At 73.7% G+C, this 26,339-nt stretch carries 24 protein-coding genes; 15 read left to right on the top strand and 9 right to left on the bottom strand.

All coding sequences use genetic code 11. The features are described from left to right. The first annotated feature begins 353 nt into the window (after positions 1-353). Positions 354-2,255, top strand: a complete 1,902-nt coding sequence (locus IE332_RS28320; RefSeq protein ID WP_189921771.1) for an APC family permease — start codon at positions 354-356, stop codon at positions 2,253-2,255. A gap of 75 nt (positions 2,256-2,330) precedes the next feature. Here the strand turns inward: IE332_RS28320 and IE332_RS28315 are convergent, their stop codons facing one another. Continuing rightward, the gene (locus IE332_RS28315) at positions 2,331-2,600 is read right to left on the bottom strand and encodes a GlsB/YeaQ/YmgE family stress response membrane protein (protein WP_189921769.1); all 270 of its coding nucleotides are present in this window, start codon (positions 2,598-2,600) and stop codon (positions 2,331-2,333) included. 284 nt (positions 2,601-2,884) lie between these two features. Here IE332_RS28315 and IE332_RS28310 point away from each other — a divergent pair, with 284 nt between their 5' ends. Further along, a complete protein-coding gene (locus IE332_RS28310) occupies positions 2,885-3,250 on the top strand; it encodes a hypothetical protein (protein ID WP_189921768.1) in 366 nt (121 codons plus the stop codon). Positions 3,251-3,298: 48 nt separating this feature from the next. On the opposite strand, the gene IE332_RS28305 is transcribed toward IE332_RS28310, so the two are convergent. Together IE332_RS28305 and IE332_RS28300 are read right to left on the bottom strand one after the other, a co-directional pair. Then, the gene (locus IE332_RS28305; RefSeq protein ID WP_189921766.1) at positions 3,299-4,099 is read right to left on the bottom strand and encodes a HEAT repeat domain-containing protein; all 801 of its coding nucleotides are present in this window, start codon (positions 4,097-4,099) and stop codon (positions 3,299-3,301) included. An 81-nt stretch (positions 4,100-4,180) separates the two neighbouring features. Next, the gene (locus IE332_RS28300) at positions 4,181-4,891 is read right to left on the bottom strand and encodes a TetR/AcrR family transcriptional regulator (RefSeq protein ID WP_189921764.1); all 711 of its coding nucleotides are present in this window, start codon (positions 4,889-4,891) and stop codon (positions 4,181-4,183) included. 130 nt (positions 4,892-5,021) lie between these two features. Between IE332_RS28300 and IE332_RS28295 the strand changes: the two genes are divergently transcribed. Continuing rightward, positions 5,022-6,221 carry an FAD-dependent monooxygenase gene (locus IE332_RS28295; protein ID WP_189921762.1) on the top strand — a complete coding sequence of 400 codons (1,200 nt, stop codon included), beginning with the start codon at positions 5,022-5,024 and terminating at the stop codon, positions 6,219-6,221. 24 nt (positions 6,222-6,245) lie between these two features. Here IE332_RS28295 and IE332_RS42010 read toward each other — a convergent pair whose 3' ends face one another. Then, a complete protein-coding gene (locus IE332_RS42010; RefSeq protein ID WP_268256631.1) occupies positions 6,246-8,258 on the bottom strand; it encodes a hypothetical protein in 2,013 nt (670 codons plus the stop codon). A 381-nt stretch (positions 8,259-8,639) separates the two neighbouring features. Here IE332_RS42010 and IE332_RS28285 point away from each other — a divergent pair, with 381 nt between their 5' ends. Continuing rightward, positions 8,640-9,293, top strand: coding sequence for a CBS domain-containing protein (locus IE332_RS28285; RefSeq protein ID WP_189921757.1), 654 nt, complete (start codon positions 8,640-8,642; stop codon positions 9,291-9,293). Between the two features lie 155 nt (positions 9,294-9,448). Then, on the top strand, positions 9,449-10,099 hold the full coding sequence (locus IE332_RS28280; protein WP_189921748.1) for a LamG domain-containing protein: 651 nt from the start codon (positions 9,449-9,451) through the stop codon (positions 10,097-10,099). Positions 10,100-10,159: 60 nt separating this feature from the next. On the opposite strand, the gene IE332_RS28275 is transcribed toward IE332_RS28280, so the two are convergent. Further along, positions 10,160-10,549 carry a hypothetical protein gene (locus tag IE332_RS28275; RefSeq protein WP_189921746.1) on the bottom strand — a complete coding sequence of 130 codons (390 nt, stop codon included), beginning with the start codon at positions 10,547-10,549 and terminating at the stop codon, positions 10,160-10,162. Positions 10,550-10,700: 151 nt separating this feature from the next. On the opposite strand from IE332_RS28275, the gene IE332_RS28270 reads away from it, so the two are divergent. Next, on the top strand, positions 10,701-11,054 hold the full coding sequence (locus tag IE332_RS28270) for an SHOCT domain-containing protein (protein ID WP_189921743.1): 354 nt from the start codon (positions 10,701-10,703) through the stop codon (positions 11,052-11,054). Between the two features lie 106 nt (positions 11,055-11,160). On the opposite strand, the gene IE332_RS28265 is transcribed toward IE332_RS28270, so the two are convergent. Beyond that, positions 11,161-11,571, bottom strand: a complete 411-nt coding sequence (locus tag IE332_RS28265) for an organic hydroperoxide resistance protein (protein ID WP_189921741.1) — start codon at positions 11,569-11,571, stop codon at positions 11,161-11,163. 159 nt (positions 11,572-11,730) lie between these two features. Here IE332_RS28265 and IE332_RS28260 point away from each other — a divergent pair, with 159 nt between their 5' ends. The 3 genes from IE332_RS28260 to IE332_RS28250 all read left to right on the top strand — a co-directional run bounded on the left by IE332_RS28260 (position 11,731) and on the right by IE332_RS28250 (position 13,958). Continuing rightward, positions 11,731-12,204: a MarR family winged helix-turn-helix transcriptional regulator gene (locus IE332_RS28260; protein ID WP_189921739.1), complete on the top strand. Its 474-nt coding sequence runs from the start codon at positions 11,731-11,733 to the stop codon at positions 12,202-12,204. 295 nt (positions 12,205-12,499) lie between these two features. Further along, positions 12,500-13,072: an RNA polymerase sigma factor gene (locus IE332_RS28255; protein WP_189921737.1), complete on the top strand. Its 573-nt coding sequence runs from the start codon at positions 12,500-12,502 to the stop codon at positions 13,070-13,072. Positions 13,073-13,136: 64 nt separating this feature from the next. Next, positions 13,137-13,958, top strand: a complete 822-nt coding sequence (locus tag IE332_RS28250) for a hypothetical protein (protein ID WP_189921735.1) — start codon at positions 13,137-13,139, stop codon at positions 13,956-13,958. Between the two features lie 60 nt (positions 13,959-14,018). Here the strand turns inward: IE332_RS28250 and IE332_RS28245 are convergent, their stop codons facing one another. From IE332_RS28245 to IE332_RS28235, 3 genes are all read right to left on the bottom strand, one after another. After that, positions 14,019-14,726 carry a GAP family protein gene (locus IE332_RS28245; protein ID WP_189921733.1) on the bottom strand — a complete coding sequence of 236 codons (708 nt, stop codon included), beginning with the start codon at positions 14,724-14,726 and terminating at the stop codon, positions 14,019-14,021. A gap of 252 nt (positions 14,727-14,978) precedes the next feature. Then, positions 14,979-16,391: an argininosuccinate synthase gene (gene argG, locus IE332_RS28240; protein WP_189921731.1), complete on the bottom strand. Its 1,413-nt coding sequence runs from the start codon at positions 16,389-16,391 to the stop codon at positions 14,979-14,981. Positions 16,392-16,696: 305 nt separating this feature from the next. Then, positions 16,697-17,362, bottom strand: a complete 666-nt coding sequence (locus IE332_RS28235) for a rhomboid-like protein (protein ID WP_229928980.1) — start codon at positions 17,360-17,362, stop codon at positions 16,697-16,699. Between the two features lie 276 nt (positions 17,363-17,638). Here IE332_RS28235 and IE332_RS28230 point away from each other — a divergent pair, with 276 nt between their 5' ends. The 6 genes from IE332_RS28230 to aspA all read left to right on the top strand — a co-directional run bounded on the left by IE332_RS28230 (position 17,639) and on the right by aspA (position 26,263). Continuing rightward, the gene (locus IE332_RS28230; RefSeq protein WP_189921729.1) at positions 17,639-18,349 is read left to right on the top strand and encodes a rhomboid-like protein; all 711 of its coding nucleotides are present in this window, start codon (positions 17,639-17,641) and stop codon (positions 18,347-18,349) included. A gap of 246 nt (positions 18,350-18,595) precedes the next feature. Beyond that, on the top strand, positions 18,596-21,301 hold the full coding sequence (locus IE332_RS28225; protein WP_373313861.1) for a ligand-binding sensor domain-containing protein: 2,706 nt from the start codon (positions 18,596-18,598) through the stop codon (positions 21,299-21,301). Positions 21,302-21,596: 295 nt separating this feature from the next. Beyond that, the gene (locus IE332_RS28220) at positions 21,597-22,274 is read left to right on the top strand and encodes a FadR/GntR family transcriptional regulator (protein ID WP_189922005.1); all 678 of its coding nucleotides are present in this window, start codon (positions 21,597-21,599) and stop codon (positions 22,272-22,274) included. After that, on the top strand, positions 22,271-23,710 hold the full coding sequence (locus IE332_RS28215; RefSeq protein ID WP_189921727.1) for an amino acid permease: 1,440 nt from the start codon (positions 22,271-22,273) through the stop codon (positions 23,708-23,710). The genes IE332_RS28220 and IE332_RS28215 overlap by 4 nt, the downstream gene beginning before the upstream one ends. A gap of 85 nt (positions 23,711-23,795) precedes the next feature. Next, a complete protein-coding gene (locus IE332_RS28210) occupies positions 23,796-24,812 on the top strand; it encodes an asparaginase (RefSeq protein WP_189921725.1) in 1,017 nt (338 codons plus the stop codon). A 41-nt stretch (positions 24,813-24,853) separates the two neighbouring features. Then, entirely contained in the window at positions 24,854-26,263 is a 1,410-nt protein-coding gene (aspA, locus tag IE332_RS28205) for an aspartate ammonia-lyase (protein WP_189921723.1), read from the top strand. The last annotated feature ends 76 nt before the right edge of the window (positions 26,264-26,339 follow it).

The raw sequence follows: 26,339 nt of genomic DNA, 5'->3' as shown, positions 1-26,339 counted from the left end.
TCGATGCGGTTCGGCTCGATCAGGTTCGTCAACCTACTGCGTCAATATGAGGGGACATCCTCATACGTGCGGGGAGCGCGTACCACCCAACGCGCCGGGCCGCCGGGCACCTCCAGCCCTCCTCCGCCACCCGGGACGGCCGTACGGGCGCACCCCTGGCGTGTCGGCCCGCGCGCTGCCGGGCGGCGATGACCGGGCCACCTAGCCTGGCCGGGCCCGCCGTCCGGCGGCCACCGGGGGTCCGGGCCCGTACGCGGCCGGCCCAGTCGTGGACAGGGGTGTACGTGGTCTCGTCGGGTTCGGCCGAACCGGGGGTGCCGTCCCGGACCCGGGGTGGGCGGTTCCGGGCGTGGATGCTCGAAGGCCTCGCGGACATGGCCAAGCAGCACCCCGGCCCGCACGCCCAGGCACCCCACGTCAAGGGCCAGCGCTGGTGGCGGGTCATGTGCCTCACCGGCCTCGACTACTTCTCCACGCTCGGTTACCAGCCCGGCATCGCCGCCCTCGCGGCCGGTCTGGTCTCGCCGCTGGCGACCATCGTGCTGGTGGTCGTCACCCTGCTCGGCGCACTCCCGGTCTACCGGCGGGTCGCCCAGGAGAGCCCGCACGGCGAGGGCTCGATCGCGATGCTGGAGCGGCTGCTGTCGTTCTGGCAGGGCAAGCTCTTCGTGCTCACCCTGCTGGGGTTCGCGGCCACCGACTTCATGATCACCATCACCCTGTCGGCCGCCGACGCCAGCGCGCACCTGGTGGAGAACCCGCACCTGCACAGCGCGCTGACCGGCAAGGAGGTCCTGCTGACCCTGATCATGATCGCGCTGCTCGGCGGGGTGTTCCTCAAGGGCTTCGGCGAGGCGATCGGCCTGGCCGTCGTGCTGGTCGCGGTCTACCTCGCGCTGAACGTCGTGGTGGTGGTCGACGGCCTCTGGAACGTGCTCAGGGCCCCGCACGTGTTCAGCGACTGGACCGACGCGCTCACCAGGGAGCACGGCAACGTGATCGCCATGGTCGGCGTCGCGCTGATCGTCTTCCCCAAGCTCGCGCTCGGCCTCTCGGGCTTCGAGACCGGCGTCGCCGTGATGCCGCACATCGAGGGCGACCCCGACGACACCGAGGAGAAGCCCACCGGCCGCATCCGGGGCGCCCGCAAGCTGCTCACCACCGCCGCCGTGATCATGAGCTGCTTCCTGATCGCCACCAGCTTCATCACCACGCTGCTCATCCCCGCCGACGCCTTCAAGAAGGGTGGCGAGGCCAACGGGCGCGCGCTCGCCTTCCTCGCCCACGAGAACCTCGGCAGCACCTTCGGTTCCGTCTACGACCTGTCCACGATCGCCATCCTCTGGTTCGCCGGCGCCTCCGCGATGGCCGGCCTGCTCAACCTGATGCCCCGCTACCTCCCCCGCTACGGCATGGCCCCGCACTGGGCCCGCGCCGTGCGGCCCACCGTCATCGTCCTCACCCTGATCGCCTTCCTGGTCACCTGGATCTTCGACGCCAACGTGGACGCCCAGGGCGGCGCGTACGCGACCGGCGTGCTGGTGCTGATCAGCTCCGCCGCGATCGCCGTCACCATCGCCGCGCACAAGGCCGGGCAGCGCCGTTGGCGGGCCGGCTTCGCGGTGATCGCGGCGGTGTTCCTCTACACCACGGCGGTCAACATCGCCGAGCGGCCCGACGGCGTCAAGATCGGCGCCTGCTTCATCGCGGGCATCATGCTGGTCTCCTTCCTCTCCCGGCTCAAGCGGGCCTTCGAACTGCGCGTCACCGACGTCGTGCTGGACGACGTCGCGGAGCGGTTCGTCCGGGACTACACGCACCGCCCGCTGCGGCTGATCGCCAACGAACCGAACAGCCGGGACCTCGCCGAGTACCGCGACAAGATCCGCCAGATCCGCACCGACAACGACATCCCGGCCGAGGACGACCTCGTCTTCGTCGAGGTCACCGTGCTCGACCCCTCCGACTTCGAGGCCGAACTGACCGTGCGCGGCGAGGTGCTGCACGACCGCTACCGGGTGCTGTCACTGCAGAGCTCCAGCGTGCCCAACGCGCTGGCCGCGCTGCTGCTGCAGGTGCGCGACCTGACCGGGCAGCAGCCGCACATCTACTTCGAGTGGACCGAGGGCAACCCCTTCGCCCAGTTCCTGCGCTTCTTCCTGTTCGGGCAGGGGGAGATCGCACCGGTGACACGCGAAGTGCTCCGCGAGGCCGAGCCGGACCGCTCCCGCCGCCCGGCCGTCCACGTGGGCTGAGCGGGTGGCCGCAGGAGCGGCCGTCAGCAGGCGGGAGTCCTGCACCCGGCACTGACGATCCGGGCCGGCGCCGGGTCAGCGGTTCTGGCGGGACCTGCCCCAGGCGGGGGCGACGAAGGCCACCAGGGCGACGGCGAAGCCGATTTGGAGGAGGTGGCGGATCCAGTCGACGCCCGAGGTGTGGCGCACGCCGATCCAGCCGGCGGCGGCGTTGCCGAGCCAGGCCCCGGCGGCGCCGAGCAGCATGGTCAGCCACCAGGGGATCGACTGCGGTCCGCGCAGGATCAGCTTGGCCAGCACGCCCAGCACGAAGCCGATGAGCAGAATCCACAGGAGCTGGAACATCGCAGTCCACCTTCCGGGCGCCGCCGGAGCCTACCGGGGCGCCGAATCGCCGAAGACGCGGTTCGTCCCATGATCACCCGGTACGGCCGGAGGGGCACCTCGGCGGGCGCCGCCGCAGGTCACGGTGCGACGACGGGGCCGCCTCGGAGGGGTCGGAGGGGGAGGGGCAAGGGCGAGAACGCGCCGTCGGCGGGGCTGGAAAGTCCCTGTACGTCCGAGCGGCGGCACGGATAGGAATGGGCGGTGACGCGGAGGTGCCGCGTCACCGAGAGGAGCCCGCCCCCGTGATACGCCTTCGCGCCGCCGCTCTGACCATCGGCGCTGCCGCCGCCGCCCTCACCCTGACCATGGGCACGGCCCAGGCCGCGCCCGGTGACACCAGCACCATGTGCTCCTCCTCGCTGACCCCGGGCGGCTACGTCGACGTCCAGTGGTGGAACAGCGGCGGCTGCGGCTCCGGCTTCAACCCGAACACCAAGAAGGTCATGCTGCTCACCGGCTACCCGGTCGGCACCACCGTCAACGCCTGCGCCTCCACCTGGCCCCCGGCCGGCTGGACCATCGTCAGCAGCTTCTTCAGCGCCGGCTGTCAGTACTCCTCGGTGCCGAGCCTCAACAACAACTCCTGGCAGCTGAAGCGCGTCTCCTGACGGCGGCGCACGCCTGACGCCGCCGCACGGCTGACGGCGGACGGGGCCTCAGCGGTCCCGGACCGCCTCGACGGCCTCGCGGACATCCGGGTGCGGATCCTCCGCGAGGCCGTCCAGCAGTCCGGCGACGCCCGGGGTGGACCAGGGCCCGACGGCCCAGACCAGCTCCTCCCGCACCGTAGGGTCCGGGTGGGCGGCCAGCCGCGCCAGGGCGTCCACCGGGCCGCGGCGGCGCATCCCGAACCAGTGCAGGGCGGCCCGCAGCTCCACCGGGTCGCCGGGGTCGCCGGCCGCCTCGATCCGGGCGAGCAGGACCGGGACGGGCGGCGACGGGCCGTCCAGCGGGTGCGGGTGGCGCTCGCGCAGGCGGCGGCCGCCGTACTCGCCGCGGATCCGGCAGCCGTAGCAGGTGCAGGGCCGGGTCCCGTGGGCGTCCGGCCGGTAGCGCCAGCCGGCGACCTGCGGCACGGCGCGGATCCGGTGCACCTCGCGGGCGCCCACCGCGCGCGGGAGGAAGACCTCCCAGCCGCGCGGGTCGGGCAGCGCGCCGATCCGCCGGACCGCCTCGGCGGCGGACACCCGCTGCTGCTCGCTCCGGGCCCGGTCGCGGTAGTGGCCGGTCAGGACCTCCTGCCGGTCGTCCAGCCGGACGTGCACCGCGACCAGGGAGCCCTTGGGTCCGAACCGGGCCAGCTCGCGCAGCCATTGGTGGGTGAGCGTGTACGAGGGCAGCACGGGGAAGCAGTAGAGTCCGCGCGCCGCGGCCTGGCCCCGGCTGTCGGCCCGGATCCCGGCGCGGCGGATGCGCGGCGCGTTGGCCGCGGCGGTGAGGTGCACGAACATCGCCATGGGGCGCGATGGTAGCGAGCGGGCGGGTGCCGCTCCGAGTGGTTTTCCGCGAGCCGGGTGGGTCAGGCCCGTTCGGAGTCGTCAGGCCCCTCCGGTGCGGCGCTCGATCAGGGCGGCCAGGCCGTCCAGGATGCGCTCCAGGCCGAAGTCCAGGGCCCGGTCGCGTCCGTCCGGGTCGGCCATGGCGGCGGCGACGGCGGGGAAGCGGTCGGCGTGCTGCCGCACCATGGCGCCGAGGGCGGCGAGGAGTTCGGCCTCGGGGCCGCCGGACGCGCCGGTGCCGCGGGACTGCTGGGCGATCCCGCGCACGTGCCCGGCGAGCAGGACGGCGGCGTCCATCCGCTCCGGGCCGGTCAGTCCGTGGCCGTCGAGCGCGACCACCACCTGTTCCAGCCAGGAGAGTTCCTTGGGGCCCATCACCCGGGGGCCGACGGTGGCGTCCAGCAGCCAGGGGTGGCGGGCGAAGGAGTCGGCCAAGTGGTGGGCCCAGGCGGTGAGTCGCTCCCGCCAGTCGGCGCCGTCGGCGGGGGCCGGGGGTTCGCCGGCGGCCGACTCGACCATCAGGGCGATCAGTTCGGCCTTGCCGGGGACGTAGCGGTAGAGCGACATCTTGGTGAAGTCGAGCAGCCCGGCCACCTTCTGCATCGAGAGCGCGCCCAGGCCCTCCTCGTCGGCGATCTCGACGCCCGCCGCGGCGATCCGCTCCAGGCTGAGGGCCGGCTTCGGGCCGCGGCTCGGCTTGGCCGGCGGGCCCCAGAGCAGCCGCACCGTGTCGTTCGCCGTCTCGTGCATCGTCCGCTCCCGTCCTGTCCCGTCCTGGGGGTTGCCGGAGTGCTCCAACTGTGTCTAACGTACACAGCAACAAACAGTGTCCGCCAGACACTGTTTCTCGATCCTCGATCCTCGAACGGAGCGGTCCCCCATGAGCACCAAGATCCTGATTTCGGGCGCGAGCATCGCCGGCCCCGCGCTGGCCCACTGGCTGGGCCGGTACGGCTTCGAGGTGACCGTGGTCGAGCTGGCCCCGGCGCTGCGCGACGGCGGCCAGGACGTCGACTTCCGCGGCCGCACCCACCTGACCGTGCTGGAACGGATGGGCGTGCTCGACGAACTGCGTGCCCTCGGCACCGGCGGCAGCCCGATGACCTTCGTGGACGCCGACGGGCGCCGGCTGCTGCACCTGCCCGCCGAGTTCGCCGGCGGTGACGTGGAGGTCCCGCGCGGAGAGCTCGCCCAGCTGCTGCACCGGCACAGCGGCTCCCGCGCCGAGTACGTCTTCGGCGACTCGATCGCCGCGCTGGAGGAGACCCCGGGCGGCGTCCGGGTCACCTTCCGGCACGCCGCGCCGCGCGAGTTCGACCTGGTGATCGGCGCCGACGGGCTGCACTCCAACGTCCGCCGGCTCGCCTTCGGCCCCGAGGAGCGCTACGTCCGCCACCTCGGCTACTACGCGGCCACCTGGCAGCTGCCCAACGACCTCGGGCTGCCGGTCGGGTCGGTCGGGCTGAACGTCCCCGGCCGGCTGATGTCCGTCGGCGCGAGCCACCGGGACCCGAGCCGGGCCGGCGCCTTCTGTCTGTTCGCCTCACCCGAACTGCGCTACGACCGCCACGACCCGGCACAGCAGAAGGCGCTGGTCCGGGCGGCCTTCGCGGGCCTCGGCTGGCGGGTGCCGGAGCTGCTGGAGAGCCTGGACGCCGCCCCCGAGCCGTACTTCGACTCCATCAGCCGGGCCGACGTGCCCAGCTGGTCGAACGGCCGGATCGCCCTGATCGGCGACGCCGCCTGCGGTGCGACCATCGGCGGCATGGGCACCGGGACGGCGGTGGTGGCCGCGTACGTCCTGGCGGGCGAGCTGGCCCGGGCGCGCGGAGACCACCGGACCGCCTTCGAGCGGTACGAGCGGCTGCTCCGCGACTACGCCCGGGGCTGCCAGAAGGGCGGCGACCGGACCGGGCCGTTCCTGGCTCCGCGCACGAAGACCGGGCTGCGGCTCCGCAACGCGGTGCTGAACCGGCGGTGGGCGCTGGACAAGATGCTGGAGCTGGGGAAGGAGGTCAGCAGTGTCGAACTGCCGGACTACGGGGTGGAGTTGGCTGGTACGGTCGGGAGCGTGGGCTGAGTGGGGCGGGGCAGGGCGTGGGGCTCAGTGCGGCGGGCCGATGCGGCTGCCGTTGTCGAGGAGCGCCTCGACCTGGACGGCCGCCCGGGCGGGGCGCTCGACGGCGAGGGTGTGGTCCGGGGCGGCCCGGTCGGCCGACCAGTCCGGGCCCTTGACGGTGAGCCGGGTGACCCGGCGGCTGCCCGCCGCCAGCACGTACTCGGTGCCCTGCGGCGAGCGCCACCAGGTCCAGGCCACGGTGTCCTGCTCGAACCGGCTGCACGCCCGGCCCGGGCCGCCGCCGGTGCGCTGCGCGCCGCGGACGGCGGGCAGGACGACGGCCGAGGCCGCGCTGCCGTCGCCGGTCCAGCGGTCGGCGCGCAGGCAGACCCAGGAGGCCGAGCCCGCGTTCTGCGGCAGCGCCTGGACGGCGAAGGCCCACAGGTTGAGCTGTTTGACGCCCGGTTTGCCGTCCGGGACGGCGCAGCCCGCCCGGGCCCAGGCCAGCAGCGCGTCCTGGCCGGTCGCCTCGCGCGGCTCGTGGTCGGGCTGGGCGGGCTGGGCCGACGGGGAACGGTCGGGCTGGGCGGACGGGGAACGGTCCGACGGGGTGCGGTCCGGTGGCGGCGTGTACGTGAGGTGCGCGGGGACGACGCCGCCCAGGTCGGCCAGCAGGAAGGCGTGCTTCTCGGCGATCACCGGGGAGGAGTGCAACTGCAGCACGGTCGCGCCCTGGCAGTCCGCGAGCCCGCCGCCGGGCGCCGGCGCGGTGAGGCCGTCCGGGTGGTCCAACGGGCGGGCCGCGACGTCGGGTTGGTCGATCCGGCGGGTCTCGGCGGACTCCACCCAGGGCGCCAGCAGATAGCGGACGGCGGGCCCCTGACGGCGCAGGGCCACCGCGCCGGCCGTCGTCACGTCCGAGTCGTCGGCGCGGGCGAGGTCCAGGCCGCCCTGCGGACCGTCGGTGTAACGGGCGATCCGCAGGCCGTCGTACAGCACCACCACGCCGGTCCCGTCCACCGTTCCGGCGAACAGCAGGTGCGGCGCCTCGGCGGGCGGGGTGGTGTCCGTGCCCGGTTCGGCGTGGGTCTGCGGGCCGGGCTGCGCCCAGGCGGTCAGGGCGCGGCGGAGCAGGGTGGCGTCCTCGCGGCGGTCGCCCCGGGCGGGCCAGGCGGAGAAGTCGATCCGCGCGGTGTGCTGCCAGGCGTCGGGCGCCACCCGGAGCAGCCGGGTCGGGTCGACGGCGCCCGGCGGAGGAGGCGCGGACGCCGACCGGGCGCCCGTGGCGGAGCCGGAACCGTCGCCGGAGCCGGGACCGCCGAGCACGGCGGCCGTCGTGGTGAGTCCGAGCACGCCGACCGTCAGCGCGGCGGTCAGCGTCCGGCGGCGGCGCAGCAGGTCGGTCGGCTGCACCCGGACCGCGCACGGGTCGAAGGCCGGCAGCGCCGGGGCCGGGCCGGACGCCACCCCCGCCGCGGCGGCGACCGCCTCCATCGGCTGCGCCACCCCGGCCTGCCGGAGCACTCCGGCGGCCTGGTCGGTGCTCAGGCCCTCGACCGTCCGCAGGGCGAAGGCGGCCCTGGCCGGGGCGTCCAGCGCGGCGAGCGCGTGCGCGAGCGCCGCGTCCTCCTCGCCGCCGTGCGGGGTGAACAGCCGCAGGCCCCAGACCCGGGGTGCCAGCAGCCGGGCGGCCGGGCGCGGGCGGAGTGCGGCGCGCAGGACCCGCAGACGCAGTGCGGCGTAGACCGGGTCGGTGGTGCCGTCGGCGGCCGGGTCGTTCCGGTGGGTCCGGTCCTCCCGGTGGCCCGCGTCGTCCTGGTGGTCCGGGGAGTCCTGGTGGCCCAGGCCGTCCTGATGGTCCGGGTCGTTCCGGCGCTGCCGTTCGCTGCGGAGGGCCCAGCGGGTGGGCAGGGCGCGCTGGACGGCGGCGTGGGCGGCGAGCACCCGGCTGTGCCGGTCCCGGTCGGCCGGCAGCGCCAGGTAGGCGAGCCGGACCAGCCTCCGGTAGTGGCGCACCAGCGCGGCCTCCGCCTGCGCCACCGGACGTGCCGCGCCCACCGTCCGTCCTGCCAAAGGGGCCTCCCGGAGCCGTGGTGCCGTCGTGGTGGACGGTCCAACGAGTCGATCATGTGATGGTTGCGCCGTCCGGGGCGACAGGCGCACCACCGGGGGCGTGCGGCGCGTATTCTGCGGCCACGTACGAGCCGGTCTGCGGGGTGACTCCACGCGCCCGGACCATGCCGGGCGAGAGCCGGCGGCGTTCAAGGGCCGGTTCGGGTGCGCGCTGTCGGGGCCGTGTTCGCCGGTCGGGGTCCAAAGTCCCACCCGTTCGGCCCCTTGGCCCCTGGCGGTCCGCGCCGCCGCGCGCCATGCTGCCGGTAACCGGCCGGGACGATCCGCGCCCGGTCGGACCAGCACCGTTGGACGAGGTGAACCGGCGTGCGGCATGCCACCGTCGAATCCGTGATGACCAGCCCCGTCGTCCTGGTCTCGCCCGAGACCGGGTTCCGGGAGATCGTGACGCTGCTGAGCGAGTACGACATCACCGGGGTGCCGGTGGTGGACCCGGAGGGGCGGCCGCTCGGCGTGGTCTCGGAGGCCGATCTGCTGCGCACCCTGGCCGCGCAGGAGGATCCGGGCAGTCTCCTCCCGGCGCCGGAGTCGGCCCAGGCGGGGCCGGACGGCGAGGTCACCGCCGAGGACCTGATGACGACCCAGCCGGTCTGCACCACGCCCGGCACCAGCGTGGTCGCGGCCGCCCGCACCATGAGCCGGCACGGGCTGAAGCGGCTGCCGGTGCTGGACGAGGAGGGCCGGGTCATCGGCATGGTCAGCCGGGGCGACCTGCTGCGGGTGTTCCTGCGCGAGGACATGGTGATCCGGCGGGAGATCGTCGAGGAGGTGCTCGGCCGGATCGAGGGGGTCAGCCCGGCGGAGATCGGGGTGGAGGTCACCCAGGGGCGGGTGGTGCTCAGCGGCACCGTTCCCGAGCCGCACCTGGTGCCGATCGTGCTCAACCTGTGCCGCTCGGTGGACGGCGTGGTCTCGGTGACCGACCGGCTCGGCGCCGGGGGAACGGCCGCGGTCGGCTGAGCACGCGCTCTGCGGCCCGGGGTGTCGACCCCGCGGCCGGGGATCGGCACGGACCGGGACCGTCAGCTCCGCATACAGCGGAGCGTATCGGGTAACTCACTCTGTGTACCCGGCCGATCGGACTGCCGGGGCACCGGGGCACCGGGGAGGCGGCCGTGACAGTCGTGTTCGACGCGGACTTCACTTCGACCAGGCAGTGGATCGCCGGACGCAGCAGCGCCTATCCCCGGATGGGGCCGACCAACCGGAGCGACCACAAACTCGACTACCTCGTCCGCGGGTACTGCCCCGGCGGGGTCTTCACCGCGACCCGGCGGCACAGCGGCGGCCTGTGGAGCTGCAACCTGCTGACCACCGAGGGCAGCCCGGACGGCTTCCAGGTCCGCACCGGGGACGTGCTGTCGGCGCGCGTGACGCTGCCCGTCGAACTGGGCGCCTGGCCGGCGATCTGGACCTGGCGCGACGGCGGCAACGAGGTCGACGTCTTCGAGTACCACCCCGACCACCCGGACCTGCTGGAGATCTCCAACCACGTCCGCGGCGGCTTCCGGTACTGGCACGGCGGCGGCGTCGGGATCGCCCCGGGGGCGACCTTCGACCTGCGGGTGGTGTTCGGCGCCCACTCGGTGGACTGGTACGTCGAGGACGAGCTGGTCTACGCGGACCTGCACGGGGTCGGGTCCGGCTGGCACGCGTACCTGATCGTCAACCTGTCGGTGGCGGACGGGACGTACCACGACCGGCCGCCGATCGGCGGCCCGGACCGGCTCAGCTGGGCCTGCCACAGTCTGCGGGTGGAGCGCTGACGCGGCGGGGTGGAGCGCTGAGACGGCGGGTCGGCGAAGCGGCGGCCGGGTGGTCGCCGCTCAAGGGGCGAAGGCGGCGGTGACCGGGCCCTGCGGGCCGGAGCGGTGGAACCAGACCGCGCGGCGGTGCGGGCCGATGTGGGCGGGGTCGGTCACGTACAGGTCGTCGCGCGGGGCGCGCTCGTTGCCCGGGGCCAGCGCCGCGTCCACGGCCTGGCCGGCGAGGGTGTGCAGCAGGGCGGTCGCGGTGGCCTCGGCGGCGGACGGCGCGATGGCGAGGGCGGTGAGCTCGGTCCAGAGCGCGGTGGCGACGTAGGCGATCGGGGAGTGGCCGAGCGCCGGGTGGGGGCTGGGGTCCGCGTGGCGCCGGAGCACTCCGGCGGCGACGAGCTGCTCGGGGGAGCGGCCGTCGTCGGGCGGGCGGTGCGTCGGGCGCGGGTGCGGGGTCACGAGCGGCACGCTACCCCGAGGTCGTCGGTGCCGAGTGCCGGAACGTTTTCTCAGACTTTCTTCACGGCGCTTTCGCCGGTGGGGGGCGCACGATGGTGGTAAGGCGCTGAGCACCTCGGCGGGCCCGGTGGGGCCGGAGGAGGAGGTCCTGATGAGGCACTGGCACGGGTACCCGCACCGCCACGGCATGGGCGGCTGGGGCATCGGACTGATGGTGATCGGAGCGCTGCTTTTCCTGGCGTTCCTCGTGCTCGTCGCCGTCGCCCTGTTCCGGTACATCACGCGCTCGCGGCAGCCCATCCCGCTCGCCCCGGCGTCGCCCGGGGCCGGCGGGCACGGGCCGGCCGGCAAGCACGGCTGGGCGTCGGGGCCGATCCCGGAACAGCTGCTCGCGGAACGGTTCGCGCGGGGCGAGATCGACGCGGAGGAGTACCGGCACAGACTGGACACGCTGCGCTCGGCGGGGAGCGGGCCGGGCGGCGGCGGACCCGGCGCGGGGGAGTAGCGCGCCGGATACGGGTGCGGGCCCACCGCACGTGCTGTGCGGCGGGCCCGGCGTTCGTCACCCGGTGGTGTGGTCACCCGAGGGGGCGGTCACCCGGCGGGCGGTCCTACTCGACGACCAGCTCGACCGGGATGTTGCCGCGGGTGGCGCGGGAGTACGGGCAGACCTCGTGCGCCTGCTTGACCAGCAGCTCGCCGGTCTCGCCCGCGAGGGACTCGGGCAGTTCGACGCGCAGCACGACGGCGAGGCCGAAGCCGGCGCCGTCCTTGCCGATGGACACCTCGGCGGTCACCGAGACCTCGCTGGTGTCCACCCGGGCCTGCCGGCCGACCAGGCCGAGGGCGCTGGCGAAGCAGGCGGCGTAGCCGGCCGCGAACAGCTGCTCGGGGTTGGTGCCCTGGCCGTTGCCGCCGAGCGCCGGCGGCATGGCCAGCGCGAGGTCCAGCTGACCGTCGGAGCTGACGGCGCGGCCCTCCCGGCCGTTCGCGGTGGCGGCTGCGGTGTAGAGCGCGTCCATGGTCGGTTCCCTTCGTGGTGCTGCGGTTGCTCGGTTGCGGTGGGATGCGGGGGCCGCCTTGTTCCGGTGGCCCGGCCGCGTCCTGCCGTGACACCAGTAGAGCACGCAATTCAATTGTGCACAACTCAATCGCGCGAAGGCGGTCGGTACCATGGAGCCATGACCACGCTCCCCGGCATGGCGGACGAGCAGCTGCTCCGCCTCGACCAGCAGCTCTGCTTCTCGCTCAACGCGGCCTCGCGCGCCTTCGGCGGCGTCTACCGGGTGCTGCTCCGGGACCTCGGACTGACCTACCCCCAGTACCTGGTGATGCTGGTGCTCTGGGAGGACGGCGAACTGCCCGTCAAGCGGATCGGCGAGCGCCTGCGGCTCGACTCGGGCACGCTCTCGCCGCTGCTCAAGCGGCTCGAAGCGGCCGGCCTGGTGCGCCGCGAGCGCAGCCCGCAGGACGAGCGGTCGGTCACCGTCGCCCTCACTCCCGAGGGTTCGGCGCTGCGCGAGCGGGCCGGACAGGTCCCGCGCCGGCTGCTCGCCGCGACCGGGCTGCCGATCGAGGACATGGCGGCGCTGCGCGGGCTGCTGGAGCGGGTGACCGCCGCGATGGACGCGGCGACGGTGGAGCCCGCGCCGTAAGCGCGCGGGGTGGCGGGGGTGTGCGGCGGGGTGGCGGGGTCGGCGCCCGGGGCTTGTCAAGCCGAGGCCCGAAGCGATGTGATCTGGGTCACGTCGAGGGTGTTCCGGTGGGGCCGATGGGCCCGAACCGGCAGGTCAGTGGTGCTGCTCGAAAGTGAACGGAAACGTTCGCCAATTGTCCGCCCGATCCGGTCAACATCCCGCGCCTCCCGGACGGTTACACGACGAGCCCCCAAGGGGCCGTCGGCGTGCCACCCGGTGGGCCGGCCAGCTGACCCAGAAAAGGGGGGCGTGGGTGAACACTCCCGGGCCGGGCGAGGAGCGGAGCCTGCGGGCGGACCCGCTCGGCGACCTGCCGACCGATTTCGAGGCCTTCTTCACTCGCGAGAACTCCGGCTACCTCCGCTACGCCCAGCAGCGCCTGCGGCACCGGGAGGACGCGCAGGACGCGGTCCAGAACGCCGGCACCACGCTCTACAAGAACTGGCGCCGGGCCCTGGCCAGCGCCGATCCGCAGGCCTTCGCCTTCAAGGTGGTGAAGGACGCGGTGGTGGACGTCCTGCGCGAGCGCCGTCGCATCGAACGCAAACGGCTGCGCGTGATCGCCCAACGCCGCCCCGACACCAGCCAGGACGAGCTGGACGAACTCGCCGAACTGGACGCCCTGGACTGGGCGATGGACGAACTCGCGCGGGCCGCGCCGGTCCAGGCCGACGTGGTCCGGCTGCGCCAGGCCGGGCTGTCGTACCCCGACATCGGCCGGTCGCTCGGCATCGCGCACACCACCGCCCGCACCTACTACAGCCTCGGGCGGCGCCACCTGGAGTACCTGCTGGAGCACCCGGACGAGGACGGGGCGCAATCGTGAGGGCGGAGACGTGAGCGCCGGGGCGCGGGTGTGCGAGGCGGGGGAGCGGCGTGGAGGTCGTGACATGAGGGTCGGGGACCTGCTGCGGGCGCATTCCGCGGAGCTGGAGCGCGAGTTCGACGACCACGACCCGGTGGCCTTCACCCGGCGGCTGGCCGAGCGGCTCGCCGCCGCCCGTCGGCCCGTTCCGGCCGTGCGGGAGCGCCCCGCCCGGCCGCCGGCGGGCGCCCGACCGCCGCACGCCCCGGCGTCGGGCTCGACCGGGGGTGCGGGGCTGGGGTCGGGTGCCGGCCCGGGACCGGGGCCGGGATTGGGCCACGGGACGGGGTGGGGTCCGGCGGCGGGCGGCGGGCCGGGAACGAGTCCGGGACCGGGCGCGGGCCAGTCCCCCTGGGCCGGCGGCCGGGCGGAGCTCCGGCGCGACCTGCGGCACCTGTGCGCGGGTGTGGCGGGCGCCGCGAAGCCGGGCGAACTGGCCCTGGACCTCGAACTCGCCGAGAAGACCGCCTTCCGCACCCTCGGCTGCCTGCTGTACGGGATGGGCCGCGCGGCGGACGGCGTCTTCTGGTGGCGGATCGCCGCCCAGTACGGGGACCAGCTGGCCGTGCACTGCCTGGCCGTGCACTACACCGCCGAGGGCGAGCGGCGCGACGCGGCCCGCTGGGCCGCCCAGGCCCAGGACCTCAGCGCCCCGGGGCGACTGCCGGAGCTGGCCCCCGACGCGCGGCCCGGCGGGGCGGCCGAGCTGGCGCGGGTGCTGGCGGAGCGCTACGACGGGGAGATCCTGATGACGCTGCGCGAGGCGGTGGCGGCGCGTCCGCGGCGGGATCCCGCGCGGCTGGGCGTCCGGGCGGTGCGGGGCCGGGGGGTGGTGCGGATCCGGTGAGGCGGGCGCGGGCGCGTGCTCGTCGACGCACCGGTCGCAAGGGCCCGGGGTGCCGAACGGTCAGGTGAGCACCGAGACGGCGTCGCCCAGGTACCCGGCGCCCAGCACGACCGGGACCGTGGTCAGGATCGCGGCCTGGTGGGTGGCCGTCCAGGCCCGCCACTCGCCCAGGACCCGGGCGGAACGGGGGCCGCCGCGCACCAGGTGGACCGCGAGCGGCAGCAGCGTACAGAGGGACCCGATCACCACGAGCAGCGCCGCGGCCAGGGCCTCGGCGCCGGGACCGGTCGAGGTGGCGGCGATCGAGGCGGCGCCGCCGACGACCGGGAGCAGCGTCCTCGGACTGCCCGCGGCCAGGGCGAGGGCGAGGCCCGCGGACCTGGCCGCCGTGAACCGGCCGACCGCCCGCAGCCACGCGGGCGGCGGGGTGACGTGGCCCGCGCGTGGGCGGTCGTGCCACTGCCGCGCCGCCGAGAGCAGGAGCAGCGCCCCGAGCGCGAGCTTGAGCCAGGACGACCAGGTCGGTGCGGTCTGGGCCCGGGTGAGGGCGGTGCCGGCCACGACCACGAGCGCCGTCGGCGCGGCGAGCCCGAGCAGCCAGCCGGCGGTGAAGGCGACGGCGTTGGCACGGCCGGCCGGGCTGGCAGCGCCGGTTCGGCGCGCCTGCCGGTGCGGGGCGGTGAGGACGAGGATCACGGTGATCAGCGGCAGCGGGCTGATCGCCACCGCCACCGCCGAGGCCAGCATCGAACCGACCGCTTCACCCATCCCCGTGCCCGCCTTCCCGTCGCCGGGCGCACGTTCGCCATTCAGCTACGGCGGGGCCCGGCGTGCACGGTCGGTCGGCCGTCCGGGTGAGCAGGGCGGAACGGGTGGACGGCGGCCGGAGGGACTGCGCGAGGGCCGAGGGAACGGCGGAGGCCGTCGCACCGGGAGCGGTGCGACGGCCTCCGTGGGGGTGACCCGTCATACGGTCGTGCGTCGGGTGGTCGGCCGACCGGCCACCCGGTGCCGGGAGCGTCAGTCGGTGCCGGACTCGATCGCGGCGTGGTCGAGCGCGGTGGACTCCTCCGCGTCGCCGGTGCCGGCGGCGATGGGGGCGGCGCCGCCCGGGGCGAGCTCGCCGATCAGGCCGCTCCACGGCGCCAGCTGGCCGTGCACCGCGTACTGCTCCAGCTTGCTGCGCGAGTCGGCGATGTCGAGGTTGCGCATGGTCAGCTGGCCGATGCGGTCGTCCGGGACGAACGCGGCGTCGACGCTGCGCTCCATGGACAGCTTCTCCGGGTGGTAGCTGAAGTTGGGGCCCTGGGTGTCGATGACCGAGTAGTCCTGGCCGCGCCGCAGCCGCAGCGTGACGCTGCCGGTGACCGGGTGGCCGATCCAGCGCTGCATGCTGTCCCGGAGCATCAGCGACTGCGGGTCGAACCAGCGGCCCTCGTAGAGCAGCCGGCCGAGGCGGCGGCCCTGGGTGTGGTAGGTGGCGAGGGTGTCCTCGTTGTGGATGGCGTTGAGCAGCCGCTCGTAGGCGATGTGCAGCAGCGCCATGCCGGGGGCCTCGTAGATGCCGCGGCTCTTGGCCTCGATGATCCGGTTCTCGATCTGGTCGGACATGCCGAGGCCGTGGCGGCCGCCGATGGTGTTGGCCTCGTGGACCAGGTCGACGGCGCTGGCGAACTCCTGGCCGTTGATCCGGACCGGGCGGCCGAACTCGAACTCGACGGTGATGTCCTCGGTGAGGATCTCGACCGCCGGGTCCCAGAAGGCCACACCCATGATCGGGCTGACGATCTCCAGCGAGGCGTCCAGGTACTCGAGGCGCTTGGCCTCGTGGGTGGCGCCCCAGATGTTGGCGTCGGTGGAGTAGGCCTTCTCGGCGGAGTCCCGGTACGGCAGGTCGCGCTCGGCGAGCCACTCGGACATCTCCTTGCGGCCGCCGAGCTGGTCGACGAACGCCTGGTCCAGCCACGGCTTGTAGATCCGCAGGCTGGGGTTGGCGAGCAGGCCGTAGCGGTAGAACCGCTCGATGTCGTTGCCCTTGTAGGTGGAGCCGTCGCCCCAGATGGAGACCCCGTCCTCCTGCATGGCGCGCACCAGCAGGGTGCCGGTCACGGCGCGGCCGAGCGGGGTGGTGTTGAAGTACGTCTGCCCGGCGGAGCGGATGTGGAAGGCGCCGCAGGCGAGGGCGGCCAGGCCCTCCTCGACCAGCGCTTCCCGGCAGTCGACCAGCCGGGCCTGCTCGGCGCCGTACGCGCGGCCCCGGGCCGGGACGTCGGCGAGGTTCGGCTCGTCGTACTGGCCGATGTCGGCCGTGTAGGCGTAGGGGAAGGCACCGTGCTCGCGCATCCACGCGACGGCGACGGAGGTGTCCAACCCACCGGAGAATGCGATGCCGATCCGTTCACCGACCGGCAGCTTGCTCAAGACCTTCGACATGGATGCACCCTTTAGACCCGCGCAGGCGGGCCCCTGATTCAGCGTTGTGTGACGGGATTCGGCGTACTCGATCCGATGCCCGCACTCTGGCATAGATTTGCAGAGTAACGCAAGAGCATACGATCGAGTCCATCGGGGTGGGTGCCCGTGGAGCCGCTCCACGCTCGTTGCCGATGCGGCCAACTCGACTGCACGGTGGATGAGTTGGGGGATATGGCCGGGGGGCCGGCCCGGTGGCGGGTGCGGGTGGGCGTCGCGGTGGATGGTCGATGGACTCAGACGGGCTCAGACGGGCTCAGACGGGTTCAGGGGGAGGCGGGCGCGGGGGAGGTCCGGCGGTGCAGCCAGGCCGTCCGGGAGGCGAGCACGCCGAGGCCGAGCGCGACCAGGTGCCCGGCGTCGGCCAGCTGCTGGTCCACCGCCCAGGCGGTGGCCAGCGCCAGGGCGAGGGCGGGCAGGCCGTAGCGGCGCAGCGGGACCGGGCCCAGGGCGAGCAGGCAGGCGCCGGTGGCGACCAGGCCGTAACTGATGCCGACGTCCCTCGCGTGGGAGAGCGCGCCGGGGATGTGGACGGTCAGCATCACCCACATCGCGCCCTCGGTGAGCAGGGTGGCGCCGAGGTGCCCGAACGCGAACACGGCCGCGGCCCGGGCCGGACCCCAGCGCCACTCGGCCAGCCCCAGCGCGGCGGCGACCGCCGCGATGCCCGCCCAGGCCGGCACCCCGTCGACCACCAGGCCGCTGGTGAACATCGTCCACCACTTGCCCACTTCCATGTGGTGCACGTTGCTGCTGTTGTGCCGGACGAACCTGGCCCGCTCGGCGTGGCCCTGGCCGGCGAGCCAGGAGGCGGTGACGGTCAGCAGCAGGACGTAGGCCGTGGTGAACCGCAGGCGGGCGGCCGCTCTCAGCGCGGGGTGCCGGGGGGCCGCGGTGTCGGTCGGTGTCCTCGTCGCGAGGCGATCGCTCATCGTGCCTGCTGCCCTTGCTCTGCGGTTCCCGGTGTCGGCACGCCCGGTGCGTGGCCGGAGGGGTCGTGGCCGGGAGGTCAGGGCGCCAGCGTACGTCAGCGGCGGGAGGCGGGCGGGTGGCAGGCGGGTGGCAGGCGGGCGGTCGTCGGGTGGCCGGCGGGCGGCGGCGGGGGCGGTCGGCGGCTCACCCGGACGGGCCGCTGCGGCGGCGGATCGCGGCCGGGAGGGGCGAGGGTGAGGGGGCAGGGGTGGGGGAGGAGTGTCGAGGAGGCGCCGATGGCCGGCAGCACCGTCAGGGGCTCCGAGGCGCGGCGGCGGCCCTGGTGGGCCCGCGCGGCCCGGGCGGTGTGGTCCTACGTCCGGCGCGCTCCGGGCACCTACGCCTGGCTGGCGATCCTGCTCGTCACCACCCAGGTGATCCGGCACGTCGACCCGGCGACCGCCGACCGCATCCTGGAGCGGCGCTCGACCAATCTGCACCACCTGCAGGTGTCACCGGTGCGTGTCCTGGTGACCAGCGCGCTGTGGATCGCGGGCGGGGGCTGGCTGTCCTACTTCCTGCTCTACAACCTCTTCCACGTGCCCGCCGAGCGGTGGCTCGGCACGCTGCGCTGGATCTCGGTGGCGATGCTCGCGCACGTCGGCGCGACCTACCTCAGCGAGGGCGTGCTCGGCTGGGCGATCCACCGCGGGCTCGCCCCGCCGAAGGCCGTCTACACCCTCGACTACGGCGTCAGCTACGCGCTGGCCGGAGTGGTCGCGGTGCTCACCTACCTGATCGTGCGGCCCTGGCGGTACCTGTACGCCGTCGGGGTGCTGGTCGTCTACGGCCTGGGCGTCCAGCAGAGCCGGGACTACACCAGCGTCGGCCACTTCAGCGCGGCCCTGATCGGGTTCGCCTGCTACCCGCTGACCAGGGACCGTCCCGGTGCCTTCGACCCGGTCGCCGCGGTGCGCACGGGCCTCCGGCGGCTGCGCGGACGGTGACCGGGGCCCACGCCCCGGAAGTGACGGGTGGTCGACATCCGGAGCCCGGCGCGCGACCGTCCGCGCCCGGCGCCCCGCACCCCGGCGTTCCCATTCGGTGAATGCCAACTGTTCGAAACCGTAAGGCCATTACCGGGTTCTTACCGTAGGGCTCTTCCCTTGGCCGGATCGGCTTAGCAGGCTTCCCCGTGTTTCCGCCGGGTGGCGCGACCGCGCGACCCGCCGCACTGGGGAGGACCCACCATCGTGCCCACCAGGCAACGCCGACGGCTGCTGCTGCCCGCCGTCACCCTGACCGCGCTCGGACTGACCACCACCCAGGCCCTCGCCGCGCCGTCCGCGACGCCCGACCCGCGCCCGCACCAGGCCCAGCACCAGACCGAGGTCGGGAAGAAGCACGCGAAGAAGGTCCGGGGCGGGGGCGCCACCGCCGGCCCGGCCTTCACCGCCAAGGCCGACGCCCCCGGCGAGGACGAGGGCGACGAGGCCGAGAACTCCGCCGAGGGCACCGCCCAGTACACCGAGGCCCGCACCGCCCCCGGCGTGGTCGCCCCGGGCGCCTACGGCGCGGCCTGGGCGCAGTTGCAGTCGATGCCGCGTACCGGCGGCAACTGGGACCACGTCACGGACAAGCCGTACGACTCCGACGACCCGCGCTACCGCGACGTCAACTCCAACTCCAGCGGCGGCTCCGGCTACGTCACCGGCCGGATCACCGGCATCGCCGCCGACGACGACGGCTACGTCTACGCGGGCGGCGCCAACGGCGGGGTGTTCCGCTCCCGCACCGGCGGCGGCCAGTGGCAGTCCATCTCCGATAAACTGCCGTCCCTGTCGACCGGCACGCTCGACCTGGACGGCTCCGGCCGGCTCTGGTACGCCACCGGTGAGTCCAACACCGGCGCCACCTCGTACGTCGGAACCGGCGTGTACGTGCTTCCCGACCCCAAGCACGGCGAGTTCCAGCCCGGTATGCGGGTGGGCGGCGCGGAGCTGGAGTCGACCATCGTCCACGCGCTGCGCTTCGGCGGCGGCAAGGTGTGGGCGGCGACCAGCCGGGGTGTCTGGAGCCACTCGGCCACCACGCTGTCCGGCCCCTGGACGCTGGAGTTCGCGCCCAACCCCGAGTACCTGCCGGGCGGTTCGAAGGCCGGGGACCCGGCCGCGCCGTACAAGAACATCGCCAACGACATCGCGATCGACCCCAAGGACCCGGGCAAGGTGGTCCTGGCGGTGGGCTGGCGCGGCGGCGACACCTACAACGGCTTCTACGGCAAGGCGGCGGACGGCACCTGGCAGCGCGTCGGGTCGCTCGGCGACCTGCCGACGGACGCGGCGAACGTGGGCAACGTGACCTTCGCCGCCTCGGCGGACGGCTCGCGCTACTACGCGATCGACCAGTCCCCGGCGGTCATGGCGAGCGACCCGGACACCGGCCTCAAGGGCATCTACGTCTCCACGTCCGGTTCCCCCTTCGGCCCGTGGACCCAGATCGCGGACAAGGACAAGCTGAAGAACTCCGGCTCCGCGCTCCAGGACGAGGGCTACCAGCCCGGCATCCAGGCCTGGTACAACCAGTTCCTCCGGGTCGACCCGGCCGACCCCGACCACGTCTACGCCGGCCTGGAGGAGGTGCTGGAGACGAAGAACGGCGGCACCACCTGGACCGTCCCGGGCCCGTACTGGAACTTCGGCTTCCCCTGCTGGAGCATCGACCCGGCCAAGCAGACCGGCGACTGCTCGCAGACCACCCACTCCGACCAGCACGCCGTCGCCTTCGGCAGGTACAAGGGCAAGACCAGCGTGTACGTCGGCAACGACGGCGGCATCTACAGCCGCCCGGTCAACGGCGCGGCCGACGCCTCCGGCCACGCCACCGACTGGAAGTCGCTGGGCGACGGCACCATCGACACCCTGCAGTACTACTCGGTCGGCGTCGGCAAGGACCCTGCGGACCGCTCCGGCAAGGGCGTGATCGTCAGCGGCGGCCTGCAGGACAACGGCCAGTCCATCCTGCGCGCCCACGACAAGGTGATGGGCTCCAACTTCGGCGGCGACGGCGCCGACACCCTCGTCGACCCGGCCAACGGCTGCAACATCGCCGAGGAGTACGTCTACCTCGACATGTGGGTCACCCAGAACTGCGCCGTCAACAACGGCGGTTGGAAGACCGACCCCACCAAGGCCACCTCCTACGAGGTCGCGCCGCCCGACAAGGACACCAGCGCCGCGCGCTTCATCGCGCCGATCACCGCCGACCCGAAGGACGGCAACACCTGGATCGCCGGCGGCCGGCACGTCTGGGTCCAGCACAAGGGGTACGCGATCCGCAGCGGCAGCGAGTGGACCTCCGCCTACGACCTGGGCGCCGGCCACGTCGCCACGGCGGTCGCGACCGTCGACGGCACCGTGTACGCGGGCTGGTGCGGCCCGTGCAACAACGTCGGCTTCAGCCGCGGCATCGCGGTCGGCAAGACCGACGGCACCGGCTGGCACCAGCTCGACCTGCCGGTCGACGGCACCCTGCCGAACCGGTACATCTCCTCCTTCGCGGTGGACGAGAAGGACGCCCGGCACGTCCTGGTCGCCTTCAACGGCTTCTCGCGCACCTGGACCGAGGGCCCCGGCGCGGGGGTCGGCCACCTCTTCGAGACCCACGACGGCGGCGCCACCTGGACCGACGTCTCGGCCAACCTGCCCGACGTCCCCGCCACCTCCGTCAAGCTCCTGCCGAACGGCGGCCTCGCCCTCGGCAGCGACCTCGCCGCCTTCTACCGCGCGCCCGGTGAGACCGACTTCCGGGTGCTGGGCCGCAACCTGCCCACCACGGCGGTGCAGCAGCTGAAGACCGGCCCGGACGGCAGGCTCTACGCCGCCACCTTCGGCCGCGGCATCTGGTCCTTCGACCTGCGCCGCCTCGGCCGCGGCCGCTACGACGAGCAGGCCGACTGATCGGTGGACCACTCGACCGGTCGTCCCTGAGCCGGTCACCGCTCGACCGGTCACCACCGGTCGGTCACCACCGGGCAGCCTGCCCGGGCGGTCGACCGGCCTGACCAGCACGGAGTGACGACGGAGGCTCCCCCGGCCCGGCCGGGGGAGCCTCCGTCGCGTGTTCGGGCGACGTTCAGCGAGGCGTCGTCTCGGCGCCGGTCTCTTGACACCGCCGGGCCGCAGCCCTCAGGATCGGCCCGTGAACCTGTCAGACAGCCAGACAGGCGGCTCGGTCCCGCGGCGCGTCAGCGCCATGGAAGCGGTGTTCGGCCACCTGCGCAGCGCCATCGAGCGCGGTGAGTACGCCGTAGGGGACAAGCTTCCGTCCGAGGCCGAGCTCTGCCGGACCCTGGAAGTCAGCCGGCCCGTGCTGCGGGAGGCGCTGCGGGCCCTCCAGACCATGGGCCTGACCGTCTCGCGGACCGGCAAGGGGACCTTCGTCGTGGCCAACACGGTCGAGGACCCCACCTTCGGCGACTACGCCGCCAGCGACCTTCTGGAGGTGCGTCGGCACGTCGAGATCCCGGTCGCCGGGTACGCCGCGCTGCGCCGCACCCCGGAGGACCTGGACCACCTGTCCCACCTGCTCGACCGGATGGAGCGGGAGACCGACACCACCGCGTGGGTCGCGCTGGACACCGTCTTCCACCTGGGGGTGGCCGAGGCCTCCCGCAACCCGGTGTTCCGCCGGGTCATCGAGGAGATCCGGGACGCGCTGGCGCGTCAGTCGACCTTCCTCAACGAACTGGGCGGGCGGCGCGAGCAGTCCAACTGCGAACACCGGGCGATCGTCGAGGCGCTGATCGACGGTTCCGAGCGCGACGCGGTGGCGGCCATGTCGCACCACCTGCACCGCGTCGAGACGACCCTCACCGACATCGTGCGCCCCGGGCGCGCGGAGTCCCCGACGGAAGGCAGACCAGAGGCGTGAGCGAGCAGTTCCTCAAGGACGAGCAACTCCCCACGACCCGTCACGTCGATGCCGGAGACACCGGCTACAGCAAGTCCCTGAAACCCCGCCATGTCAACATGATCGCGATCGGCGGTGCGATCGGCACCGGGCTCTTCCTCGGCGCGGGCGGACGCCTCGCCGAAGCCGGGCCCTCGCTGTTCGTCGCGTACGCGGTCTGCGGCGTCTTCGCGTTCCTCGTCGTCCGCGCGCTGGGCGAACTCGTCCTGTACCGCCCGTCCTCCGGCGCCTTCGTCTCGTACGCCCGGGAGTTCCTGGGCGAGAAGGGCGCGTACACGGCGGGCTGGATGTACTTCCTCAACTGGGCGACCACCGGCATCGCCGACATCACCGCCGTCGCCACGTACACCCACTACTGGCACCTGTTCTCCGACGTCCCGCAGTGGGTGATCGCGCTCGTGGCCCTGGCCGTGGTCCTCACCGTGAACCTGATCTCGGTGAGGATCTTCGGCGAACTGGAGTTCTGGTTCGCCATCGTCAAGGTCAGCGCCCTGGTGGTCTTCATGGGCATCGGGATCTTCCTGCTCGTCACCCGGCACCCCGTGGACGGCGCGGTCCCCGGCCCGTCGCTGATCACCGACAACGGCGGGATCTTCCCCAACGGCCTGCTGCCGATGCTGCTGATCGTCCAGGGCGTGGTGTTCGCCTACGCCTCCGTCGAACTGGTCGGCGTCACGGCCGGGGAGACCGAGAACCCCGAGAAGATCATGCCGAAGGCGATCAACTCGATCATGTGGCGGGTGGGCCTGTTCTACGTCGGCTCGGTCGTCCTGCTGTCGATGCTGATGCCGTGGAACAAGTACACCGCCGGCCAGAGCCCGTTCGTGACCGTGCTCTCCCACGTCGGGGTCCCGGCGGCCGACAGCGTGATGAACCTGGTCGTCCTCACCGCGGCCATGTCCTCGCTCAACTCCGGCCTCTACTCGACCGGGCGGATCCTGCGCTCGATGGCGGTCAACGGCTCCGCTCCGCGCTTCACCGCGCGGATGAGCCGCAGCCAGGTGCCGTACGGCGGCATCCTGCTCACCAGCGGCATGTGCGTCCTCGGTGTCGGCCTCAACTTCGTGGTCCCGGCCGACGCCTTCGAGATCGTGCTCAACCTCGCGGCGATCGGCATCCTCGCCACCTGGGGCATGATCATGGTCTGCCACCTCCTGTTCTGGCGCAAGACCCAGGCCGGCGAGCTCACCCGCCCCGGCTACCGGCTGCCGGGCTCCCCGTGGACCGAGCTCGTGACGCTCGCCTTCCTCGCCTCGGTCCTGGTCCTCATGTACGCCGACGGCGGTGCCGCGCGCACCACCGTGCTCTGCGTGCCGCTGATCGCCGCGGCACTGGTCGCCGGCTGGTACGCGGTCCGCCGCGGCCTCGCCCGCGCCGCGAGCGACGAGCGTTCCTGACTGTCAGTCAGAACACCGGCGGCCGACAGGACTTCGTGATCCTGGCCGCCGGCCGAAGCAACCCCCACCATCGAACGAGGCAGTGATGCTCAGCAGTTCCCTCGCGGACGCGCCCCCGATCCGTGAGCCCCTCCACGCGCCCGTCGCCCACGTCATACGCGGCGGCCTGGTCGAGGGGATCCACTACGGTTCCGTCGTCGTCCTCGGCGCCGACGGCGAACCGCGGTTCCGCACCGGCGACATCGAGGCGGCCTGCTACCCGCGGTCCGCGCTCAAGCCCGTGCAGGCCGTCGCCATGGTGCGGGCCGGGCTGCCGCTCGACGGCGACCTGCTCTCCCTGGCGATGGGCAGCCACTCCGGCGAGGAACGCCACCTCGCCGGGGCCCGCCGGATCCTCGCACTGGCCGGCCTCACCGAGGACGACCTGCGCAACGTCCCCGACCTGCCGTACGGCCCGGCCGTACGGGACGCCTGGGTCCGGGAGGGCCGCGGGCCCTCCCGGCTCGCCCAGAACTGCTCCGGCAAGCACGCCGCGATGCTGTACCTCTGCGTGCTCAAAGGCTGGCCCCCGGACAGCTACCTCGACCCGGCCCACCCGCTCCAGAGGGCGATCGCCGAGGCCGTCGAGGAGCTCACCGGGCAGCACACCGCCAACGTCACCGTGGACGGCTGCGGCTCCCCGCTGTTCTCGGTCTCCCTGCACGGCCTCGCCCGCGCTGCCGCCCGCATCGCCACGGGGGCGCCGGGCACGGCCGAGCGGCGGGTGGCGGACGCGCTGCGCGGCCACCCGGAAATGGCCTCCGGCGCGGGGCGGGACGTGGCCGAGCTGATGCGCGCGGTGCCCGGGCTGATCGCCAAGGACGGCTTCGAGGGCGTCCAGATCGCCGCGCTCCCGGACGGCCGAGCCGTCGCCGTGAAGATCGCCGACGGGGCGGACCGGGCGCGCGTCCCGGTGGCCGCCGCCGCCCTGGCCCGGGCCGGAGTCGACCCGAGGCTGCTGACGGCCTTCGCCGGGGAGCCGACGACCGGCGGCGGCCGGACCGTCGGCGGCATCCGGCCGGTGGCGGCGATGGACCCGCCCGCCGTACCCGCTCCCGCCTGACACGCCGCCCCAGACCACCCCACCTCAGGAAGAGGACCCGCATGACCGCCGCCACCCGAAGCGAACACGACCTGCTCGGGGACCGCGACGTCCCCGCCGACGCCTACTGGGGCGTCCACACCCTGCGCGCCACCGAGAACTTCCCCATCACGGGCACGCCCATCTCCGCGTACCCGCACCTGATCGACGCCCTGGCCGCCGTGAAGGAGGCCGCCGCCCTCGCCAACGAGGAGCTCGGCCTGCTGGAGCCGCGGAAGGCCGCCGCGATCGTCGGCGCCTGCCGCGAGATCCGCGGCGGGAAGCTGCACGACCAGTTCGTCGTCGACGTCATCCAGGGCGGCGCCGGCACCTCGACCAACATGAACGCCAACGAGGTCGTCGCCAACCGGGCGCTGGAGCTGCTGGGCCACGCCAGGGGCGAGTACGGGCACCTGCACCCCAACGAGGACGTCAACCTCGGCCAGTCCACCAACGACGTCTACCCGACGGCCGTCCGGATCGCGACCGTCTACGCGGTGCGCGGCCTGCTCGACGCGATGGCCGTCCTCCAGGACGCCTTCGCGGCCAAGTCCGCCGAGTTCCGCGACGTGCTGAAGATGGGCCGCACCCAGCTGCAGGACGCCGTACCGATGACGCTCGGGCAGGAGTTCTCCGCCTTCGCCGTCATGCTCGACGAGGACCGTAGCCGGCTCGCGGAAGCCGTCGAGCTGATCCAGGAGATCAACCTCGGCGCGACGGCGATCGGCACGGGGCTCAACGCCCCCGCCGGGTACGCCGAATCGGCCCGGCGCCACCTCGCCGACATCACCGGGCTGCCCCTGGTCACCGCGGCCAACCTGGTCGAAGCGACCCAGGACTGCGGCGCGTTCGTCCAGATGTCCGGCGTGCTCAAGCGCGTCGCCGTCAAGCTGTCCAAGACCTGCAACGACCTGCGGCTGCTGTCCTCCGGACCGCGCGCGGGCCTCGGCGAGATCAACCTGCCGCCGGTGCAGGCCGGTTCGAGCATCATGCCGGGCAAGGTCAACCCGGTGATCCCCGAAGTCGTCAACCAGGTCGCCTTCGAGGTGATCGGCAACGACGTCGCCGTCACCATGGCCGCCGAGGCCGGGCAGCTCCAGCTCAACGCCTTCGAGCCGATCATCCTGCACTCGCTGTCGGAGTCCGTCACCCACCTGCGCGCGGCCTGCCTCACCCTCGCCGAGCGCTGCGTGGTCGGCATCACCGCCAACACCGAGGCGCTGCGCGCGACCGTCGAGAACTCCATCGGCCTGGTGACCGCGCTCAACCCGCACATCGGGTACACGGCCGCCACCGCCATCGCCAAGGAGGCCCTGGCCGACGGCCGGGGCGTGGCCGAACTCGTCCTGGAGAAGGGCCTGCTCCCGGCGGAGAAGCTCGCCGCCCTGCTGCGGCCCGAGGTCATCGCCGGCAGCGGAGCGGCCCTGGGCTGACGACGGGCCGCGGCCGGTTCCCCCGGCCAGGCATCGCACGGACGGCGGGCGGCCGCACCGGAACACCGGTGCGGCC

This window comes from Kitasatospora xanthocidica (assembly GCF_014656195.1).
Classification (GTDB): Bacteria; Actinomycetota; Actinomycetes; order Streptomycetales; family Streptomycetaceae; genus Kitasatospora; species Kitasatospora xanthocidica.
Note: the sequence above shows the minus strand (reverse complement) of the source record. Positions and strands in the feature narration are given on the sequence as shown.

Bases quoted from the DNA above. Each gene is read 5' to 3' on its own strand.
- IE332_RS28270 (WP_189921743.1), top strand. From the start codon at position 10,701: ATGAGGCACTGGCACGGGTACCCGCACCGCCACGGCATGGGCGGCTGG.
- IE332_RS28230 (WP_189921729.1), top strand. From the start codon at position 17,639: ATGGCCGGCAGCACCGTCAGGGGCTCCGAGGCGCGGCGGCGGCCCTGG.
- IE332_RS28210 (WP_189921725.1), top strand. From the start codon at position 23,796: ATGCTCAGCAGTTCCCTCGCGGACGCGCCCCCGATCCGTGAGCCCCTC.
- IE332_RS28235 (WP_229928980.1), bottom strand. From the start codon at position 17,362: ATGAGCGATCGCCTCGCGACGAGGACACCGACCGACACCGCGGCCCCC.
- aspA (WP_189921723.1), top strand. From the start codon at position 24,854: ATGACCGCCGCCACCCGAAGCGAACACGACCTGCTCGGGGACCGCGAC.
- argG (WP_189921731.1), bottom strand. From the start codon at position 16,391: ATGTCGAAGGTCTTGAGCAAGCTGCCGGTCGGTGAACGGATCGGCATC.
- IE332_RS28245 (WP_189921733.1), bottom strand. From the start codon at position 14,726: ATGGGTGAAGCGGTCGGTTCGATGCTGGCCTCGGCGGTGGCGGTGGCG.
- IE332_RS28260 (WP_189921739.1), top strand. From the start codon at position 11,731: ATGACCACGCTCCCCGGCATGGCGGACGAGCAGCTGCTCCGCCTCGAC.
- IE332_RS28250 (WP_189921735.1), top strand. From the start codon at position 13,137: ATGAGGGTCGGGGACCTGCTGCGGGCGCATTCCGCGGAGCTGGAGCGC.
- IE332_RS28305 (WP_189921766.1), bottom strand. From the start codon at position 4,099: ATGGCGATGTTCGTGCACCTCACCGCCGCGGCCAACGCGCCGCGCATC.
- IE332_RS28265 (WP_189921741.1), bottom strand. From the start codon at position 11,571: ATGGACGCGCTCTACACCGCAGCCGCCACCGCGAACGGCCGGGAGGGC.
- IE332_RS28220 (WP_189922005.1), top strand. From the start codon at position 21,597: ATGGAAGCGGTGTTCGGCCACCTGCGCAGCGCCATCGAGCGCGGTGAG.
- IE332_RS28300 (WP_189921764.1), bottom strand. From the start codon at position 4,891: ATGCACGAGACGGCGAACGACACGGTGCGGCTGCTCTGGGGCCCGCCG.
- IE332_RS28295 (WP_189921762.1), top strand. From the start codon at position 5,022: ATGAGCACCAAGATCCTGATTTCGGGCGCGAGCATCGCCGGCCCCGCG.
- IE332_RS28320 (WP_189921771.1), top strand. From the start codon at position 354: ATGCTCGAAGGCCTCGCGGACATGGCCAAGCAGCACCCCGGCCCGCAC.
- IE332_RS28315 (WP_189921769.1), bottom strand. From the start codon at position 2,600: ATGTTCCAGCTCCTGTGGATTCTGCTCATCGGCTTCGTGCTGGGCGTG.